The sequence below is a fragment of the Citrobacter sp. 172116965 genome (assembly GCF_013458095.1).
Classification (GTDB): Bacteria; Pseudomonadota; Gammaproteobacteria; order Enterobacterales; family Enterobacteriaceae; genus Citrobacter; species Citrobacter braakii.
This window is the reverse complement of the sequence record NZ_CP046673.1, coordinates 2810813-2830076: the sequence shown is the minus strand read 5'-3', so window position 1 is coordinate 2830076 and position 19264 is coordinate 2810813. Positions and strand designations below refer to the sequence as shown.

The following is a 19264-nucleotide window of genomic DNA, read 5'->3' as shown; positions in this document are numbered from 1 at the left end:
CGATATGATGCAGGTCTGACAGGCGTAAAACAGATTACTTCAGTTCATCAACCATGGTGACGGCGCGACCAATGTAATTGGCCGGCGTCATTGCTTTCAGGCGTGTTTTCTCGTCTTCAGGCAGCGCCAGACCGTCGATAAACTGCTTCATACCTTCGGCGTCAACGCGTTTGCCGCGGGTCAGCTCCTTCAGCTTCTCGTATGGTTTTTCAATGCCATAGCGACGCATCACGGTCTGGATAGGCTCTGCCAGCACTTCCCAGTTATGATCCAGTTCATCCAGCAGATGATCGCGGTTCACTTCCAGTTTGCTCACACCTTTCAGCGTGGACTGATAAGCGATCAGCGCATAGCCAATCCCCACGCCCAGGTTACGCAGAACGGTAGAGTCCGTCAGATCGCGCTGCCAGCGGGAGACCGGCAGTTTGCTCGCCAGATGCTGCAGAACCGCGTTAGACAGGCCCAGGTTACCCTCGGAGTTTTCGAAATCGATTGGGTTCACCTTGTGCGGCATGGTGGAGGAACCAATTTCACCCGCGATGGTTTTCTGTTTGAAATGGTTCAGCGCCACGTAACCCCATACATCGCGGTCGAAGTCGATCAGGATAGTGTTGAAACGGGCGATGCAATCAAACAACTCGGCAATGTAGTCGTGCGGCTCAATCTGCGTGGTGTACGGGTTCCACTGGATACCCAGCGAGGTGACAAATTCTTCGCTGAACTGATGCCAATCCACTTCCGGATAAGCGGCGATGTGGGCGTTATAGTTACCGACTGCACCGTTGATTTTGCCGAGGATTTCGACCTGATTGAGCTGGCGGTACTGACGCTCCATACGGTAAGCCACGTTAGCCATTTCTTTGCCCAGCGTAGACGGGGTGGCTGGCTGACCGTGGGTACGGGAGAGCAGAGGAATATCGCGATACTGTACGGACAAATCTTTCACCGCGTCGATAAGCTTGCGCCAGTACGGCAGAACTACTTCGTCACGGGCGGTTTTCAGCATCAGCGCGTGAGACAGGTTATTGATGTCTTCTGAGGTACACGCGAAGTGGATGAACTCGGAAACAGCGTGCAGTTCCGGGATATCCGCCACTTTCTCTTTCAGGAAATACTCAACTGCCTTCACGTCATGGTTGGTCGTACGCTCAATGGTTTTGATACGCGCAGCATCTTCTTCATTGAAGTTAGCGACAATCGCATCAAGGAAACCGATTGCGTCGGCAGCAAAAGCAGGAACTTCCTTGATCGCTGCGTGCGCGGCCAGTTTTTGCAGCCAGCGTACTTCAACTTGTACACGGAATTTCAGCAAACCGTATTCGCTGAAAATCCCGCGCAGCGCGCTGACTTTATCGCCGTAGCGTCCATCGACAGGGGAAACGGCGGTCAGTGAGGATAATTCCATAGATCACAACTCCGGGGTTAAATGAGCAAGAATTTGTTTAGCCTGAGTCGTCAGGCGATTACGAGAAAACATGAGTTGCAGACGGCCTCCACCAACCTGATGCCAGAGCACGGCAGCGCGAATGCCAGCCAGCAGGGAAGCGCGTACTTTAGCCTGAACCTGTGGGCTCTGAAGGATGGCCGGGGAGCCCGTAACCTGAATACGTGGGCCGAGTGGGCTGATGACGTCAACATAAATGCCTGCCATCGCACTCATCAACGTTTCTGACTGCAAATCAAAATGGTCCAGTTGGCGCTGCAAGCCGTTGATGCGGTCTCCCAGCGTGTCCATAGCGCCTTTAGCGGCTGACAGCTTACGCTCCAGCACCATCAGGCTTAACGTGTAGCGGGTGAGTTCCGCGTTCAGCCCCTGACGACTGCTGGCGTTGAGCACGCCGAGCATCGTTTCCAGACCTAAACGCAGGTTGGCCTCGCTACCGCCAAACACGCCCAGCGTAGAGCTGGGATTCATGTCGATGACACTGTTCAGTGAAACGTGCAATGCATCGGCATCACAATGCCCCTGGTGCGCCAGTTCCTGCACCAGGCGTGCCGACTGACAAATGCCTGCCAGAGCGAGGGTGATGTCATAATAATTCTTTGCCACGTTCACTGCTTCCTTGTATTAGATGTGTAAGTAATTATACCGGCAGAGGCAATCGTTGTTCGATAATGCCGCCGCCGAGGCACACTTCGCCATTGTAAAAGACAGCCGACTGACCCGGCGTTACCGCCGAGACTGGCTCGTCGAAAATGACTTCAATACGCTCAGCATCCAGCGCCTTAACGGTGCACGGAATGTCGGTCTGACGATAGCGGGTTTTCACCGTGCAGCGCATTGTGCCGGTGAACGGTTCGCGATCGACCCAGTGCAGCTGTTGCGCCACCAGGCCAACGGACATCAGACGCGGGTGTTCATGACCCTGAGCAACAACCAGAATGTTGTTCTCGACATCTTTATCCACCACGTACCACGGATCTTCCGTGCCTTCTTTCGTCCCGCCAATGCCCAGACCTTTACGCTGACCCAGTGTGTGGTACATCAGCCCCTGATGCTGGCCAATCTCTTCGCCATCAACGGTGATGATTTTGCCAGGCTGAGCCGGCAGGTAACGACCGAGAAACTCGCGGAACTTACGTTCGCCGATGAAGCAGATACCGGTTGAGTCTTTTTTCTTGGCCGTAATCAGACCGAGATCTTCGGCAATTTTACGCACCTGCGGTTTTTCCAGTTCGCCGACCGGGAACAGGCTTTGCGCGATTTGTTCATGACCGAGCGTGTAGAGGAAATAGCTCTGGTCTTTATTGCCATCAAGTCCACGCAGCAGGCGGCTTTTGCCGTCGACGTCGGCGCGGCGCACGTAGTGACCGGTGGCGATATAATCGGCACCTAAATCTTCGGCGGCAAACTCGAGGAAGGCTTTAAACTTGATTTCTTTATTGCACAGAATATCGGGGTTTGGCGTACGGCCCGCTTTGTACTCTTCAAGGAACAGTTCAAAGACGTTGTCCCAGTATTCTGCAGCAAAGTTGACGGTATGCAGTTCAATGCCGAGTTTGTCACAGACAGCCTGCGCATCTGCAAGATCGGCGGCCGCTGTGCAATATTCCTCGCCATCGTCCTCTTCCCAGTTCTTCATGAACAGGCCTTCTACCTGATAACCCTGTTGTTGCAACAGCCAGGCAGAAACGGAGGAATCGACACCGCCGGACATGCCGACGATCACTTTTTTTGGGCTTTCAGACATAGGAATACTCACGACATTGAACTTCAAGGCGGCATATTCTAGCACGCAGCCCCTTACTTGACACCCTCTGTAAACGGCCAGTTAAATTCGCCGATCATCGCCAGCGGGTAGCGCTGTCCGCTCTGATAGCAACGAATACTCTCCGCAACCAACGGCGAACGCAGATTTGGCGCTGAGAGAACCTCTTCTGCGCTGACCCAGCGACAGCAATCTATATCGCTGTCATGAGGTTCAGTAGCGCACATATTGGCAAGCTCGATAGAAAACAGAAAACGTAAAAAGGGCGTTTTGTCCGGCGCAATCCATTGATGCATCCGGATGAAGTGCTGCGGCTGCGCTTTGATGCCCGTCTCTTCCCACAGTTCGCGAGCGGCGGCTTGCACCAGGGTTTCATCCGCTTCCAGATGTCCTGCAGGTTGATTCCACAGGGCTTTGCCATTGATTGTTTCCTCAACGACTAAGAACTTATCTTCTGCATGCACAATGCAGGCGACCGTGACGTGCGGTTTGAACATACCTGTTCCTTATTCAGTTAGTTGCATCCCGCCATTGACCGTTGGCGAGATTTTCCAGCGTGTAATCTCCCATGGCATAGCGGATGAGGCGCAGCGTCGGGAATCCAACATGCGCTGTCATACGACGTACCTGGCGGTTACGGCCTTCATATAAAGTAACTTTCAGCCAACTGGTGGGGATATTTTTCCGTTCCCGAATAGGCGGGTTTCTCGGCCACAGCCAGGTGGGTTCCTCTACTATTTCAATACCTGCGGGCAGCGTGGGACCATCATTGAGCGTCACCCCGGTACGCAGCGCATCCAGCGCTTCTGCTGTCGGCTCGCCTTCGACCTGGACGTAATAGATTTTCCCCGTGCGCTTGCCAGGTTGCGTTAACCGCGCCTGCAGCGCGCCGTCATTGGTCAGCACCAAAAGTCCTTCGCTGTCCCGGTCGAGTCGGCCCGCAGCATAGATTCCCGGCACGGGAATAAAATCTTTTAACGTGCTTCTGCCCGCCTCGTCAGTAAATTGTGGCAAAACATCGTAGGGTTTATTGAACAAAACCACGCGTTTTGGCTGGTTTTCTTTACGCTGTTTGGTGACTTGTCGTGAGCTGAATCGCTCAACCCAGTGATTTCTAAAAGAAGTTTTTTGCATGGTATTTTCAGATTATATCAATTGCCGCATTATAGCCTAAGAACGAGTGTCTTTCATGGCGACGAACATTAGGGTAGTATTGACATGCTCATTACAAAACATTAACAAAAAATTGCTCTAACGCATTCGTGCAGCAGGACGCAAACGCACATGCAGCGCGATGACAGACGAGCAGAACCAGAAGCGCTCGAAGGAGAGGTGAATGGAAAGCAAAGTAGTTGTTCCGGCGGAAGGTAAGAAGATCACCCTGCAAAACGGCAAACTCAACGTTCCTGAAAATCCGATTATCCCGTTCATTGAAGGCGACGGTATCGGCGTTGATGTAACCCCACCGATGATCAAAGTTGTCGATGCTGCTGTCGAGAAAGCCTATAAAGGCGAGCGTAAAATCTCCTGGATGGAAATCTACACCGGCGAGAAATCCACTCAGGTTTATGGCCAGGACGTCTGGCTGCCTGCTGAAACCCTTGATCTGATTCGTGAATATCGTGTTGCCATCAAAGGCCCACTGACCACCCCAGTTGGCGGCGGTATTCGCTCTCTGAACGTTGCCCTGCGTCAGGAACTTGACCTGTATGTCTGCCTGCGCCCGGTGCGTTATTACCAGGGCACGCCTAGCCCGGTTAAGCACCCTGAACTGACCGACATGGTCATCTTCCGTGAAAACTCCGAAGATATCTACGCAGGTATCGAATGGAAAGCGGACTCTGCAGATGCCGAGAAAGTGATTAAATTCCTGCGCGAAGAGATGGGCGTGAAGAAAATCCGCTTCCCGGAGCATTGCGGTATTGGTATCAAACCGTGTTCTGAAGAAGGGACTAAACGTCTGGTTCGTGCGGCGATCGAATACGCCATCGCTAACGATCGTGATTCTGTTACCCTGGTACACAAAGGTAACATCATGAAATTCACCGAAGGCGCGTTCAAAGACTGGGGTTACCAGTTAGCGCGTGAAGAATTCGGTGGTGAACTGATCGACGGCGGTCCATGGGTGAAAATCAAGAACCCGAAAACCGGTAAAGAGATCGTGGTTAAGGATGTTATCGCCGATGCGTTCCTGCAACAGATCCTGCTGCGTCCGGCTGAATATGATGTGATTGCCTGTATGAACCTGAACGGCGACTACATCTCCGATGCGCTGGCCGCACAGGTTGGTGGTATTGGTATCGCGCCGGGCGCGAACATCGGTGACGAATGTGCGCTGTTCGAAGCAACCCACGGTACTGCACCGAAGTATGCAGGTCAGGATAAAGTGAACCCAGGTTCCATTATTCTGTCCGCTGAAATGATGCTGCGCCACATGGGGTGGGTTGAAGCGGCTGACCTGATTGTTAAAGGTATGGAAGGCGCGATTAACGCGAAAACCGTAACTTACGATTTCGAACGCCTGATGGATGGCGCTAAACTGCTGAAATGTTCAGAGTTTGGTGACGCGATCATCGAAAACATGTAATCCAGATTCTGGGTTGTGTGAGAACGGGAGCCGAGAGGTTCCCGTTTTTTTATGCCTGAACTCGCGGTTGCGTAATGCGTAAACCACTCACAATTGCTGCCAGCGAGGCCAGAATGCCTGCGGCTATCAGCGAGACGTGCGTTCCACTGTTGCCAAACTGGTTTAGCATCAGCGCGACCAGTGCGGCCCCGGTACTCTGACCCAGCAAGCGCGCCGTCCCCAGCATACCGCTCGCCCCACCGCTGCGTTCACGCGGCGCGGAGGTGATGATGGTGTGATTATTTGGGGACTGGAACAAGCCAAAGCCCGCGCCGCACAGAATCATCGGCCAGATGATATTAAAATCGGAGGGGGAAACGGGCAGCAGCACCAGCGAAAACAACCCGCTGGCCATCAACGCCATGCCCAGTGCGCCCAACAGCCCGGCGTGAACGCGTTCAATCAGATATCCCGCCAGCGGCGCCATCACCATGGTTGCCAGCGGCCATGGCGTCAACAGCAGGCCTGTTTCGACCTCGCTGCGTCCGAGCACCGTTTGCATAAAGAAGGGCAGGGAAACCAATGCCAGCATTTGTGCGCAGAATGAACATATCGAGGTACAAATCGAGAGTGAAAACAGTGGAATGCGTAACAGGTCTACCGGCAGTAACGGCACCTCCAGCGCGAGCTGGCGTCGGATAAAGAAAAAACCCACCACCATAAGCGCCACAAGCTCGGCTCCAATCAGTTTTAGCGACTGTCCTTGTGCAAAGCCGCTGAGCGCCGTAATTAACAAGCCAAACGTTAAGGCATTCATTACCGCACTGGGCAGGTCAAAGCGTGGTTTAGTGCCGCGGGACGCATTGGGCGGCAAAAAGCGCATCGCCAGCAACAGGGCGACTATTCCCAGCGGGACGTTAATCAGAAACAGCCATTTCCAGGAGGCAATAGAAAGAATTGCTGCGGCAATGGTCGGACCCGCGGCCGAGGAGACCGCGACGATAAAAGAGTTAATCCCCATCCCTCGCCCGAGTTGACGCTGGGGATAAATAAGTCGGATCAATGCCGTATTCACGCTCATTAGCGCCGCACCGCCAAAACCCTGGGCGACGCGAGCCAGCGTCAGCATGTGCAACGAATCTGACAAGGCACAAAATAGCGATGCAAGCAGGAACACGACCAGGCCACACTTATAAATGCGCCGGTAACCGAACATATCGCCTAAAAAAGAGAGGGACAGGAGCGAAACGACGATCGCGATTTGATAGGCGTTCACAATCCAGATTGAGCTGGCAGGTGAGGCCTGAAGATCGGCGGCGATAGTTGGCAGGGCCACGTTCGCTATTGCACCGTCGAGTACTGCCATAGAAATGCCAATAACAATGGTTAAAATTGCGCCATATCGCTGGGGCAATGGCAGACCATCGGCCTGAATTTTTTCCATAGAAAGTCGATATTTGTGGAATTTATGATGAGAGTATTAATTTTAGCATTGATATTCAGGTGTTAGGTCGCAGATTTGTAACTAAGTGAGCAAAGAGCGATTGCGAGGGTTGGTACGTGAAATTATAATAAAAACCGGTTCTGATTTTTATAAAACACTCGAAAGGGGTGATAAATGGCAATCGCAGATCTGGATAAGCAACCCGATTCTGTATCTTCCGTGCTGAAAGTTTTTGGCATTCTGCAGGCGCTGGGTGAAGAGCGCGAAATTGGTATTACCGAGTTGTCGCAACGCGTCATGATGTCGAAAAGCACCGTTTATCGCTTTTTGCAGACCATGAAAACGCTGGGTTATGTGGCACAGGAAGGGGAGTCTGAGAAATACTCACTGACCCTGAAATTATTCGAGCTGGGCGCGCGCGCGTTGCAAAACGTCGATCTTATCCGTAGCGCTGACATTCAGATGCGCGAACTTTCGCGCCTGACTAAAGAGACAGTCCACCTCGGTGCGCTGGATGAAGACAGCATCGTCTACATTCACAAAATCGACTCTATGTACAATCTGCGCATGTATTCCCGAGTTGGTCGTCGTAATCCGCTGTACAGTACGGCTATCGGTAAAGTTCTGCTGGCATGGCGTGACCGCGATGAAGTGAAGCAGATTCTGGATGGCATTGAGTACAAACGCAGCACCGATCGTACCATTACGAATACTGATGAATTACTGCTACTGCTGGATAAAGTACGTGAGCAGGGTTACGGCGAAGATAACGAAGAACAGGAAGAAGGCCTGCGCTGCATCGGCGTACCGGTGTTTGACCGTTTCGGCGTGGTTATTGCGGGGTTGAGTATTTCATTCCCAACGCTGCGTTTCTCAGAAGAGCGTTTACACGAGTATGTGGCAATGCTGCATACGGCAGCGCGCAAGATTTCAGAACAAATGGGCTATAATGACTATCCGTTCTAATCTGACGTAATCGCGAATGTTAAAAACCCCAGGTATTTTGTACCTGGGGTTTTTTATGAACAGTCATAACGTTACCTGGCGTAAATAACGTATCGAATGTAATGTTGCATTATTAGCCGTTATCGATAATGACCGTGCTTTTCCTTAACAAGGGACAATCCGACAGGCCAATGATACCGCTACTGGTGTGGACGTACTGTGCCGTGCTGGTTCCACGGGCAGTCAGATATTGGCATTGCAGACCCAGACCGGCAGCATTCTCCTTACTTCCAATCAAAATTCCATAGCCGCTCAATAATAAACCGATCCAAACCAGAGCTAACAACACAATAGCGCGGATAATCAGACGCATTACAACCTCTTATCTTTTCTCATTGTTATTAGATTAGCCTGTACACGGTATGAAACAAGTCAATCATTCCTAAAAAGATTGAATGCCTATACAGTTAACGCTGGGTTTAGGTAACGCATGATAATTTATAGACATAAGATGTGGAGTTGAAGAGTGGAGCTGGAGTGAAAAAAATTCGCTGGGTAGTGCTGATTGTTGTTGTACTGGTATGCATACTGATGTGGGCGCAGGTGTTCAACATCATGTGCGATCAGGACGTACAATTTTTCAGCGGTATTTGTGCCTTCAATAAATTTATTCCCTGGTAAGCGCATTTTCGCAACAGTTGATTACCTTCTTGTGCGGCAGTGGTAAACTACACTGTCTACATTGAGGTGGTAAAATGAACGAAGTTTTGAATTCTGGCGCGTTGAGTTTTGCGTCTTTAGCGGTATCGGTGGTGGTTCTGATTGTTGGGCTTGTTCTTTGGTTTTTTATCAATCGGGCAAGTTCGCGTACTAACGAACAGATTGAGCTGCTTGAAGCATTGTTAGATCAGCAAAAAAGACAGAACGCTTTGTTACGTCGCCTTTGCGAAGCTAACGAACCCGAGAAAGCGGCAGAGCCTACTGCACTGCCCATTAAGGATGAAGACGATGACATCATCCGCCTGGTAGCTGAGCGGTAAAAAAGGTATGGCAGGATGAGGAACGGTTGTTGTTGTTCTCAGTTGCTTCATCCTGTCGTCAGCGCGTCAGATTATTTTCTTCTGTCCCCGTCGTGTAATTGGCGGCCGGGCAGTCATCTATTCTCAGTGTTTTCAGATGCTCCGACTAATTAATATCTTATCCCCAGTCTGATATAAATATAATCTTCCATACGTAAAAAATATGATTATGTCATTTTTGTGATAACGATCGTTTTATTAACAGCGAAACGTTTCTCTTACTTTTTTTGTGCCTTGTCATCATTCTTTCATTATTTTGGTGCAAAACCAGAAGGCGGATCTCATTTTTACGCTTGTGACATTTTATGCATTACTAAGCATAAAAAATGATATCTGGCAGAACCCGTAACAGATAACCTGGAACAACTGAAGCTATTGAGCTATGGTAGAAATATCCCGGCTATGGCGCAAGTCAGGCGGGGATAGGGGAGAGAGGCGAGAATATAATTCTACTCGACCTGGCGCATAACTGTGCAGTTGCTGTTTGATGGACGACGGGATTTGTGCGACCGATCGAGACACGTTTAAAAATGGCTTGCCATTATTAACGTTGTATGTGATAACACGTTTTGGGTTAAACGAGGTACAGTTCTGTTTATGTGTGGCATTTTCAGTAAAGAAGTCCTGAGTAAACACGTTGACGTTGAATACCGCTTCTCTGCCGAACCTTATATTAGTGCCTCAAGCAGTAATGTCTCAGTTTTATCTATGTTATGCCCGCGGGCGAAGAAAATACTCTAAGGAATTTTGCAAATGGCAAAGATTAAAGGTCAAGTTAAGTGGTTCAACGAGTCTAAAGGTTTTGGTTTCATTACTCCGGCTGATGGCAGTAAAGACGTGTTCGTACACTTCTCCGCTATCCAGGGTAACGGCTTCAAAACTCTGGCTGAAGGCCAGAACGTTGAGTTCGAAATTCAGGACGGCCAGAAAGGTCCGGCTGCTGTTAACGTAACAGCTATCTGATCGACACCACTGATTTGAAGCGCTTTTGCGCATCCATCTCAGATATAAAGCCTCGCTTATGCGGGGCTTTTTAATTCAAATTACGTCAAAATATTACTGAATGCCCATCCATTAGCGCTTTGTTGCAAAGGCGTGATGTTCGTAGCATAGTTTTCCCCGCTTTCTTGCGGCATTTCCCGTTAAATCAGACACCTGAAAAACTATCTTGTTGGAGTTCGGGTGAAAAAGAAAAACGACGGCGATGCGCGCAATTTTACTCCCGTACGTTTTGCCCTGCTTTGTGTGGCAATATTATTGAGCCTTGGATTGCTGCTGGGGCGGGTTGCGTGGTTGCAAATTGTCACGCCGACGAATCTGGTAAAACAGGAAGACATGCGTTCCTTACGCGAGGTGTCCATCGCTTCGCCACGCGGAATGATAACCGACAGAGAAGGGCGACCGCTGGCGGTAAGCGTTCCGGTTAACGCCGTCTGGGCCGATCCGAAGACGATTATCAGCAAGGGTGGCGTTGGCTATAACGAACGTTGGCAGGCGTTAGCGAAGACGCTGCATATTTCGCTCAGCACGCTGGCTGAACGCGTTAACAGCAATCCAGCCGGGCGGTTTATCTATCTGGCGCGCCAGATCTCTCCTCAGCAGGCAGAATGGGTCGACAAACTGGATCTGCCGGGAATCAACCTGCGTGAAGAGTCCCGCCGCTTTTATCCTGCCGGACATGTTGCGGCCAATCTGATTGGTTTCACCAACATTGACGGTCAGGGGATTGAAGGGCTGGAGAAAAGCTTCAATAGCCAGTTGATGGGCAAACCTGGCTCCCGCCTGGTACGGAAAGACAAATTTGGCCATGTCATCGAAAATATCACGGAAGTGATGCCGGTGCCGGCGCATGAATTACAGCTCAGCATTGATGAGCGCTTGCAGACGGTTACTGAAGACGCGCTGGACAATGCCGTGACATGGAATAAAGCGGAATCAGGGGCCGCAGTGCTGGTCAACATTGCCACCGGCGAAATACTCTCCATGGCAAGCTTTCCCGATTTCAATCCCAATAACCGTGATGGCGCGGTACTGGATGATTTTCGTAATCGTGCAATTAGCGATACCTTTGAACCCGGTTCAACCGTAAAACCACTGGTGATTATGACCGCTTTGCAGCAGGGGATAGTACAGCCTGACAGCGTGATTGATACTCATCCTTTTATTGTTGATGGGCATCGTATCCGCAACGTCGGATTTTACCCGGAGCTATCGCTGACCGGGATTTTGCAGAAATCGAGCGATACCGGCGTGTCACACCTTTCGCTGGCGATGCCGGTACAGAAATTACTGAATACCTATAAAAGCTTTGGCTTTGGCGATCCAACCGGACTGGGTTTAACCGGGGAAAGTCGCGGATTAATGCCTCAACGCCGTTACTGGAGCGATCTGGACCGGGCAACCTTCGCATTTGGCTATGGATTAATGGTGACGCCGCTCCAACTGGCGCATGTATATGCCACCATCGGCAGTTTTGGTATCTATCGACCCCTTTCTATTACACGTATCGATCCGCCGGTAATCGGTACGCGGGTGATGCCGGAGGCGCTGGTTCACCAGGTTGAACATATGATGGAAAGTGTCGCGCTACCCGGCGGCGGGGGAACCAAGGCCGCGGTCAGAGATTATCGCGTCGCGGTTAAGACCGGAACGGCAAAGAAAATTGGCGATGACGGCAAATATGTCGATAAATATGTGGCCTATACGGCGGGCGTTGCGCCAGCAAGCGACCCAAAGTTCGCGCTGGTTGTGGTTATAAATAACCCGCAAAACGGTGCTTATTATGGGGGGGCAGTCTCCGCACCGGTATTCAGCCAGATAATGGGCGATGTCCTGCGTCTGGAAAACGTAAAGCCGGACGGTATGCCTCCCGGCTCCGATCATCTGCTGGTAATGCACGGCAGCAACGTATCCTCGCCGTCGCTGTAAGTTATTTTCCCAGGGCGCAATTCGCGTTACACTTGCGCCCTTAAGTCACCTGCCGGAGTTGTCATGTCGTTTTCCTGTCCTCTTTGCCACCAGCCTCTTACTCAAGCGAATAACAGTTTTGTCTGCCCTGGGCGGCACCAGTTTGACGTGGCGAAAGAAGGGTATGTCAACTTACTGCCGGTTCAGCACAAACGGTCGCGCGATCCGGGTGATAGCGCGGAGATGATGCAGGCGCGCCGGGCATTTCTCGATGCCGGACATTATCAGCCGCTGCGCGATGCAATTGTGGATGCGCTCACCCAGAGGTTGAGTTCAGAAGATGCGGCGATCCTGGATATTGGCTGTGGGGAAGGGTATTACACCCATGCGTTTGCTGATGCTCTGACGGGCTGTACAACCTTTGGTCTTGACGTCTCTAAAGTGGCGATTAAGTCCGCAGCCCGACGTTATTCGCAGGTGACCTTTTGCGTTGCCTCCAGCCATCGCCTGCCGTTTGCCGACGAGTCAATGGATGCCACCATCCGGATCTATGCGCCCTGTAAAGCGCCGGAGCTGGCTCGCGTGGTAAAACCGGGTGGCTGGGTTATTACCGCCACGCCGGGTCCGCGTCATTTAATGGAGCTGAAAGGGCTGATTTATGATGAGGTGCGTTTGCATGCGCCACACACTGAGCAACTGGACGGTTTTGTTCTGCAAGAGAGTCTTGCGCTGGGGTATCAGATGCAGCTCAAAGGTAGCGAGGCCGTTGCGTTACTGCAAATGACGCCGTTCGCCTGGCGGGCAAAGCCGGAAGTGTGGGAAACGTTAGCCGGAAAAACGACGTTTGACTGCCAGACAGACTTTAGTATTCATATCTGGCAGCGCCTGAATTAACCGTGGAAGTGTGCCCAGAGGATCTGGGCGCCAATACCTATCAGTACCAGCCCGCCCAAAATTTCAGCTCGCTTGCCCAGCATTGGGCCAATGAAACGACCGATCATCATGCCGAGCGTAGACATAATCAACGTGGCGCAGCCGATGGCCAGCGCTGTGGTAATAATGTTGACCTGCAGGAAAGCCAGACCCACCCCGACGGCCATTGCGTCGAGACTGGTTGCAATGGCGGTGGTGACCAGCAGCCAGAAGCCATGGCGGCGCTGTGGCTCTTCATCTTCATCCCCGTCGTCACGAAAGCCTTCTATTATCATTCGTCCGCCTAAAAAGATCAGCAGAATGAAGGCGATCCAATGGTTCCACTCCAGTACAAATTTGCTGGCGAGCATACCCATGCCCCAGCCAATGAGCGGCGTAAGCGTTTCAACGGCGCCGAAAATAAGGCCGGTGCGCAGTGCTTCAGAAAATTTGGGCTTATGCAGGGTGGCGCCTTTGCCAATTGATGCAGCGAAAGCATCCATCGACATGCCGAAAGCAAGAAGAACAGTAGCGGTGAGATTCATAACAGCGTCCTGACCGGGGTATCCATAACACACATCACTGCCCCCAGTAACCATGCATACAGGCTGGAATCACTGTAAATACAGCGCCATTCAGGTATGCATTGCAGTTGATGTGCCTATGGTCTCGCCTGACTGAACCTGTAAGATCAGTCCGTACGCGCCACGTTTTTCAACGAGTATGTTGACACGTACATTTCCGGAGTCTGGAAATCGGCTACTCCCCAACGACGGGCGCAACCTTAACATATTTTGAGAATATAAAACAAGAAACGCAGAAATAATATTTGGCCTCTAATTGAAAACGATTTTCATTTAGATTTATTTATAAATAAAACGTTAAAATAAATAACATTATGAGCGGTGGGATATAGCCTTAGCTATGTTTATTTTTGAATGGATATATAAAAAACATAGTTCAGGCTATATTTGTAACTTATTGATTTGAAATTAAAAGTTTATATATGTTTTCGAGATCGTCTATATTCCGTACGCGAATCAGTAATCTTCGATGTTCTAATTGCATCACCAGGACACCGTCTTCAGATAAATTCATCTCTTTAATCCGGTTATATTCAATCCAAACATTGGCGAAAAAAAAGCCTTTCTGTTTGAAGATGATTTTTGGCGTACGGATCCAAAACAGATACAGTCCCATCAATACCAGTGCACATAATAACCATGTGGTAAATTGCGCGCCGTGGCTGGTGATGTTGTTGTAGATAAGAATAGCAATCAAGCCAAGGAAGATAACGCTGTCGACTCTGCTACGAGGAAGCAGGGCGACAGACAGCAGAGTAGGGCCATTACGGCGGGGCATGATGAACTGATCGTAAATGGCATACGCCAGCAGCGAAAAGATAAAAAGAACCAGCACCAGGTCCGTGATAGTCATGAATCCTCAACCCTCTAAATAGAAAAACCGGGGGCAAGCCCCCGGTGATGTACAACAGTCTTACAGGCCGAGCAGTCCGACAGCGTAGCCCGCGATACCGATGACGAAGAAGCCAACGATGATCCACAGCGGGTTCACTTTTTTACGCAGCAGCCACATACAGGCGAAAGTCAACAGCAGAGGAACCAGACCCGGCATCAGCTGGTCAAGGATAGTCTGCACAGTGGTGACACGAGTCTGACCATCCTGACCGGTGATGGTGGAAACCACCAGCGGGATGTTTACGTGCGTCCACTTGTTAACCAATGCCCCCATGACAAACAGGCCGAGGATTGACGCCCCCTCAGTCAGTTTCTGCAGGAAGCCACCGCCCATATCTTTAACGATATCGATACCTTTACGGTAGCCGTATGCCACACCGTAGTAACGGGTTGCCAGACGAACCAGGTTAAACAGGATGAAGAACAGCAGTGGTCCAAGCAGACTGCCGCTCATCGCGATACCTGCGCCAAGTGCGGCGAATACCGGACGTACGGTACCCCAGAAGATCGGGTCGCCCACGCCTGCAAGCGGTCCCATCAGACCAACTTTGATACCGTTGATGGCACCATCGTCAATCTCTGCGCCGTTTGCACGCTGCTCTTCCATCGCCAGCGTAACGCCCAATACGGGGGCCGCTACGTACGGATGGGTATTAAAGAATTCCAGGTGACGCTTAATAGCCTGCTTACGTGCGTCGTTGTTTTCCGGGTACAAGCGGCGGATAGCCGGCACCATGGAGAAACAGAAACCCAGCGCCTGCATACGTTCGAAGTTCCAGGAACCCTGAAACAGGTTAGAACGAAGGAACACGCCACGAATGTCACTCGGAGTGAGTTTTTTCTCGGTGGTAGTTTTAGTCATATCAACCATTTCGCTCACCTGCTAGTCCAGTTCGTTATCGAGATCGTTATTGCCAGCCGCAGCAGCAGGTGCACCGGCTACGCGGTTATATTTCGGGCTCAGCTGAATGTAGAGGATAGCCATTACTGCGCCAATCACACCCAGAGCAACCAGGTTGAAGTTAGTAAATGCCGCGGTGACGAAGCCGAGGTAGAAGAATGGCATCAGGTAGCCTGCGCGCATCATGTTGATGACCATCGCATAACCAACCACTACGATCATACCCCCTGCGATGTTCAGACCGCCGGTCACAACTTCCGGAATGGCATTAAGCATGCTCTGAACTTCACTGGTACCAACAGAAATCGCCACGATTACCGCCGGGATAGCGATACGCATAGCCTGCAGGAACAGGGAGGATACGTGCAGCCAGGAGATCGCCGTTAGGTTACCGTTTTCTGCCGCCTTATCCGCTGCGTGCTGGAATGCTACGGTGATAGTACGAACGATGATGGTCAGTACCTGGCCTGCTGCTGCCAGTGGGATAGCCAGCGCGATACCTGCACCAATGCTTTGGTGACCCGCGATAACCAGAACGGTAGAGATAATTGAGGCCAATGCGGCATCAGGTGCAACCGCAGCACCGATGTTCATCCAGCCCAGGGCGATCATTTCCAGGGTACCACCGATGATGATACCGGTTTTCATATCACCGAGAACGGCACCAATCAGCGTACAGGCCACCAACGGACGGTGGAACTGAAATTCATCGAGTACCGACTCCATACCCGCGATACATGCGACGATGAACACCAGCACAATCTGAAGAGTGGTAATCTCCATTGTACTTCTCCTATTGCTATACAGACTTAAGTGTGAAAACTAAGTAAATGCCAGGGCGTTATTTCACCTTGGCAATCAAATCCATCATTTTCAGTTTCTGATCGGTAGAAACCTTACGAGCCTCGAGCTCAATACCGCGTTCGTTGAGTTTCTTGAAGGCTTCGATGTCTTTTTCATCGACAGAAATTGCGTTGTTTACCTGCGTTTTACCCTGACGGAAAGCCATACCGCCAATGTTTACAGAGGTAATTTTCACACCACCTTCAACGATACGTTCTACGTCGGTCGGGTTGGTAAACAACAGCATCACACGCTCACCTGCATATTTCGGGTTGTTGTAGACGCGGATCATTTTCGCGACATCAACCACATGCGCCGTCACACCCGGAGGTGCAACCTGGGTCAGCAGCGTTTTACGCACGGTATCGGCGGCAACTTCATCACTGACGACGATAATGCGTGTTACGTTGGTTTCTTTGGTCCAGCGAGTTGCCACCTGACCATGGATTAAGCGGTCATCAATACGCGCCAGGCCGATCTGCATATAATCGTTCGGACCCATCGGTTTGGCGGGAACTGCTGCTTTTGGCGCCGCGACTGGGGTTGGAGCGGCTTTCTCCACCGGTTTTGCTTTCAGCGCTTTCACGCCTTCGCTACCGGTTTCAACGGCCAGTGCTACTAATTCATCGAAGCTGGGGTTGTCATCACGCGCCATGAAGGTTTCAACCAGCATGGGAATGTTCACACCGGCGATGACTTCGTAATGCTCTTTATCGACGACAATGCGGCTCGCAGCGTTAAACGGGCTGCCTCCCCATGTGTCAACGAGAAACAGCACGCCTTTACTGGTATCGAGTTTTGCCAACTGAGCGTTGTACTTTTCAATCAGCGTTTCGGCATTTTCGCCTGGAACGAAATCGATCCAGCCGACGTTTTCCTGCTCGCCTAACAGCATTTCTGCTGTCTTAAGTAACTGCTCTGCAGCCCAACCATGTGTGCCTATTACAATAGCAATGGTCACTTGCTACCTCCTTTATTATCGTTAACACATCAACGTGAAGATGTATTTGAATCGTCGTCCGCAATCGAATCGATTCAGATAAGGGTTACAAAGAAAAACCTATGATTTTCGTGAATTATTTTAGATATCGAAAAAAATATTTTATGTGATGAAGATCCGTAATTTAACTTCCGATAAAAAGAAATTTCGAAGGGTAAAATATCTCCGAAACAACTTATTGCAAAGGAAGGTAAATCTTTGCTAAAAAACGGTTGTCTCTGTTATGTTTAGCATCGGTTTAATTACTCAGGAGTATAGGGCAGTAGCTCACCATATGGATCGTCACCGACGTCATTTCACTACCAGGCCGTATCAAGCCTGTCAGATTGGCACTTTTTGCCACAAATTTTCTCTGCATATCGCTTCAACGCCTGAGATCCTCAGCGCGCAGTTTGGTCATTCCTTAAGCAGGAGCTTGTCATGGAATTATTAATGGACCCGCAGATTTGGGTGGGTTTGCTCACGCTTGTCGTTCTCGAAATTGTTCTGGGTATCGATAACCTGGTCTTCATTGCGATCCTGGCTGATAAGCTGCCGCCAAAACAGCGAGATAAAGCGCGTTTAATCGGTTTGTCACTGGCACTGGTTATGCGCCTGGGCTTGTTGTCCGTGATTTCGTGGATGGTGACGCTAACTAAGCCGCTATTTACGGTAATGGACTACTCGTTCTCGGGGCGCGATCTGATCATGCTGCTGGGGGGGATTTTCCTCTTGTTCAAGGCCACGACAGAGCTGCATGAGCGGCTGGAAAACCGTGAACATGATACCGGCCAGGCAAAAGGGTATGCGAGTTTTTGGGTTGTTGTGACGCAGATTGTCATACTCGACGCGGTATTCTCGCTGGATGCCGTTATTACGGCGGTTGGTATGGTCAACCATCTGCCGGTGATGATGGCGGCGGTCGTGATTGCCATGGCCGTGATGCTGCTGGCTTCTAAGCCGCTGACACGATTTGTGAACCAACATCCGACGGTGGTGGTGCTGTGTCTGAGCTTCCTGTTAATGATCGGTCTGAGCCTGGTTGCCGAAGGGTTTGGCTTCCATATTCCGAAAGGCTATCTGTATGCGGCGATTGGCTTCTCAATCATCATTGAGTTGTTTAACCAGATTGCCCGTCGGAACTTTATTCGCCACCAGTCGACGCTGCCGCTGCGTGCGCGCACTGCCGATGCAATCCTGCGTCTGATGGGGGGTAAAAGTCAGGCCAGCGCGCAGATGGAATCCGACAACCCGGTGCCGGTTCCCGTCCCGGAAGGCGCATTTGTGGAAGAAGAACGCTATATGATCAACGGCGTCCTTTCTCTGGCATCGCGTTCATTACGCGGCATTATGACGCCTCGTGGCGAAATTAGCTGGGTTGATGCAGACCTGAGCGTGGAGGAAATTCGCGAGCAATTGCTCTCGTCACCACACAGCCTGTTCCCGGTGTGTCGTGGCGAACTGGATGAAATCATCGGTATTGTGCGTGCTAAAGAGCTGCTGGTCGCGCTGGAAGACGGTGTGGATGTGGCGGCCATTGCCTCTGCGTCTCCGGCTATTATTGTCCCGGAAACGCTGGATCCTATCAATCTGTTAGGTGTTCTGCGACGCGCCCGCGGCAGCTTTGTTATCGTCACTAACGAGTTTGGTGTAGTCCAGGGTCTGGTCACGCCGTTGGACGTATTAGAAGCTATTGCCGGTGAATTCCCGGATGCTGATGAAACGCCTGAAATTATTGCTGATGCAGGCGGTTGGTTGGTGAAAGGTGGTACCGATCTGCATGCGTTGCAACAGGCGCTGGACGTGGATACGTTAGTGAATGAAGATGAAGACATCGCCACGGTGGCAGGTTTAGTCATTGCCGCTAACGGCCATATTCCACGCGTAGGTGATGTTATCGATGTTGCACCGTTGAGCATTACGATTGTCGAAGCCAATGACTATCGTGTGGATTTAGTTCGCATTGTTAAAGAACAACCCGCTCACGACGAAGACGAGTAA

At 50.9% G+C, this 19264-nt stretch carries 21 protein-coding genes; 9 read left to right on the top strand and 12 right to left on the bottom strand.

The window, feature by feature from the left end; genetic code table 11:
- Window positions 1-34 precede the first annotated feature (34 nt).
- The 5 genes from purB to rluE are packed head-to-tail and all read right to left on the bottom strand — an operon-like array spanning window position 35 to window position 4343.
- A complete protein-coding gene (purB, locus tag GPJ68_RS13670; protein WP_016153410.1) occupies window positions 35-1405 on the bottom strand; it encodes an adenylosuccinate lyase in 1371 nt (456 codons plus the stop codon).
- Between the two features lie 3 nt (window positions 1406-1408).
- Window positions 1409-2050, bottom strand: a complete 642-nt coding sequence (hflD, locus tag GPJ68_RS13665) for a high frequency lysogenization protein HflD (RefSeq protein ID WP_016153409.1) — start codon at window positions 2048-2050, stop codon at window positions 1409-1411.
- A 34-nt stretch (window positions 2051-2084) separates the two neighbouring features.
- Window positions 2085-3191, bottom strand: a complete 1107-nt coding sequence (mnmA, locus tag GPJ68_RS13660; RefSeq protein ID WP_104651392.1) for a tRNA 2-thiouridine(34) synthase MnmA — start codon at window positions 3189-3191, stop codon at window positions 2085-2087.
- A 53-nt stretch (window positions 3192-3244) separates the two neighbouring features.
- Entirely contained in the window at window positions 3245-3706 is a 462-nt protein-coding gene (locus GPJ68_RS13655; RefSeq protein ID WP_016153407.1) for an NUDIX hydrolase, read from the bottom strand.
- Between the two features lie 13 nt (window positions 3707-3719).
- On the bottom strand, window positions 3720-4343 hold the full coding sequence (gene rluE, locus GPJ68_RS13650) for a 23S rRNA pseudouridine(2457) synthase RluE (protein WP_053389061.1): 624 nt from the start codon (window positions 4341-4343) through the stop codon (window positions 3720-3722).
- A 202-nt stretch (window positions 4344-4545) separates the two neighbouring features.
- Between rluE and icd the strand changes: the two genes are divergently transcribed.
- Window positions 4546-5796 carry an NADP-dependent isocitrate dehydrogenase gene (icd, locus tag GPJ68_RS13645; protein ID WP_003030769.1) on the top strand — a complete coding sequence of 417 codons (1251 nt, stop codon included), beginning with the start codon at window positions 4546-4548 and terminating at the stop codon, window positions 5794-5796.
- 49 nt (window positions 5797-5845) lie between these two features.
- Here the strand turns inward: icd and GPJ68_RS13640 are convergent, their stop codons facing one another.
- Complete coding sequence (locus GPJ68_RS13640) at window positions 5846-7219, bottom strand: MFS transporter (RefSeq protein ID WP_047416598.1); 1374 nt, start codon at window positions 7217-7219, stop codon at window positions 5846-5848.
- Window positions 7220-7393: 174 nt separating this feature from the next.
- Between GPJ68_RS13640 and kdgR the strand changes: the two genes are divergently transcribed.
- Window positions 7394-8185, top strand: coding sequence for a DNA-binding transcriptional regulator KdgR (gene kdgR / locus GPJ68_RS13635; protein ID WP_016156798.1), 792 nt, complete (start codon window positions 7394-7396; stop codon window positions 8183-8185).
- Window positions 8186-8297: 112 nt separating this feature from the next.
- Here the strand turns inward: kdgR and GPJ68_RS13630 are convergent, their stop codons facing one another.
- Window positions 8298-8537, bottom strand: a complete 240-nt coding sequence (locus GPJ68_RS13630) for a YobH family protein (RefSeq protein ID WP_016153403.1) — start codon at window positions 8535-8537, stop codon at window positions 8298-8300.
- Between the two features lie 164 nt (window positions 8538-8701).
- Here GPJ68_RS13630 and mgrB point away from each other — a divergent pair, with 164 nt between their 5' ends.
- From mgrB to rlmA, 6 genes are all read left to right on the top strand, one after another.
- Complete coding sequence (gene mgrB, locus GPJ68_RS13625; protein WP_016153402.1) at window positions 8702-8845, top strand: PhoP/PhoQ regulator MgrB; 144 nt, start codon at window positions 8702-8704, stop codon at window positions 8843-8845.
- A gap of 74 nt (window positions 8846-8919) precedes the next feature.
- The gene (locus GPJ68_RS13620; RefSeq protein ID WP_016156797.1) at window positions 8920-9204 is read left to right on the top strand and encodes a YebO family protein; all 285 of its coding nucleotides are present in this window, start codon (window positions 8920-8922) and stop codon (window positions 9202-9204) included.
- 636 nt (window positions 9205-9840) lie between these two features.
- Window positions 9841-9984, top strand: coding sequence for a DUF2627 domain-containing protein (locus tag GPJ68_RS13615; RefSeq protein WP_006684179.1), 144 nt, complete (start codon window positions 9841-9843; stop codon window positions 9982-9984).
- A 12-nt stretch (window positions 9985-9996) separates the two neighbouring features.
- Window positions 9997-10206 (top strand): transcription antiterminator/RNA stability regulator CspE, encoded by a 210-nt coding sequence (gene cspE / locus GPJ68_RS13610; RefSeq protein ID WP_001062678.1) that lies wholly within the window; start codon window positions 9997-9999, stop codon window positions 10204-10206.
- Window positions 10207-10425: 219 nt separating this feature from the next.
- The gene (gene ftsI, locus GPJ68_RS13605) at window positions 10426-12171 is read left to right on the top strand and encodes a peptidoglycan glycosyltransferase FtsI (protein WP_180836714.1); all 1746 of its coding nucleotides are present in this window, start codon (window positions 10426-10428) and stop codon (window positions 12169-12171) included.
- 63 nt (window positions 12172-12234) lie between these two features.
- Complete coding sequence (rlmA, locus tag GPJ68_RS13600; RefSeq protein ID WP_103283743.1) at window positions 12235-13044, top strand: 23S rRNA (guanine(745)-N(1))-methyltransferase; 810 nt, start codon at window positions 12235-12237, stop codon at window positions 13042-13044.
- Here rlmA and mntP read toward each other — a convergent pair.
- From mntP to manX, 5 genes are all read right to left on the bottom strand, one after another.
- Entirely contained in the window at window positions 13041-13607 is a 567-nt protein-coding gene (gene mntP / locus GPJ68_RS13595) for a manganese efflux pump MntP (RefSeq protein ID WP_146086834.1), read from the bottom strand. The two genes, rlmA and mntP, sit on opposite strands and share 4 nt — an antisense overlap.
- Window positions 13608-14040: 433 nt before the next feature.
- On the bottom strand, window positions 14041-14499 hold the full coding sequence (locus GPJ68_RS13590; protein WP_016153397.1) for a DUF986 family protein: 459 nt from the start codon (window positions 14497-14499) through the stop codon (window positions 14041-14043).
- Between the two features lie 60 nt (window positions 14500-14559).
- Window positions 14560-15411, bottom strand: coding sequence for a PTS mannose transporter subunit IID (locus GPJ68_RS13585; RefSeq protein ID WP_016153396.1), 852 nt, complete (start codon window positions 15409-15411; stop codon window positions 14560-14562).
- Window positions 15412-15423: 12 nt separating this feature from the next.
- A complete protein-coding gene (manY, locus tag GPJ68_RS13580; protein ID WP_016153395.1) occupies window positions 15424-16224 on the bottom strand; it encodes a PTS mannose transporter subunit IIC in 801 nt (266 codons plus the stop codon).
- A gap of 58 nt (window positions 16225-16282) precedes the next feature.
- The gene (gene manX / locus GPJ68_RS13575) at window positions 16283-17245 is read right to left on the bottom strand and encodes a PTS mannose transporter subunit IIAB (protein ID WP_019076976.1); all 963 of its coding nucleotides are present in this window, start codon (window positions 17243-17245) and stop codon (window positions 16283-16285) included.
- A gap of 459 nt (window positions 17246-17704) precedes the next feature.
- On the opposite strand from manX, the gene yoaE reads away from it, so the two are divergent.
- A complete protein-coding gene (gene yoaE / locus GPJ68_RS13570) occupies window positions 17705-19264 on the top strand; it encodes a CNNM family cation transport protein YoaE (RefSeq protein ID WP_016153393.1) in 1560 nt (519 codons plus the stop codon).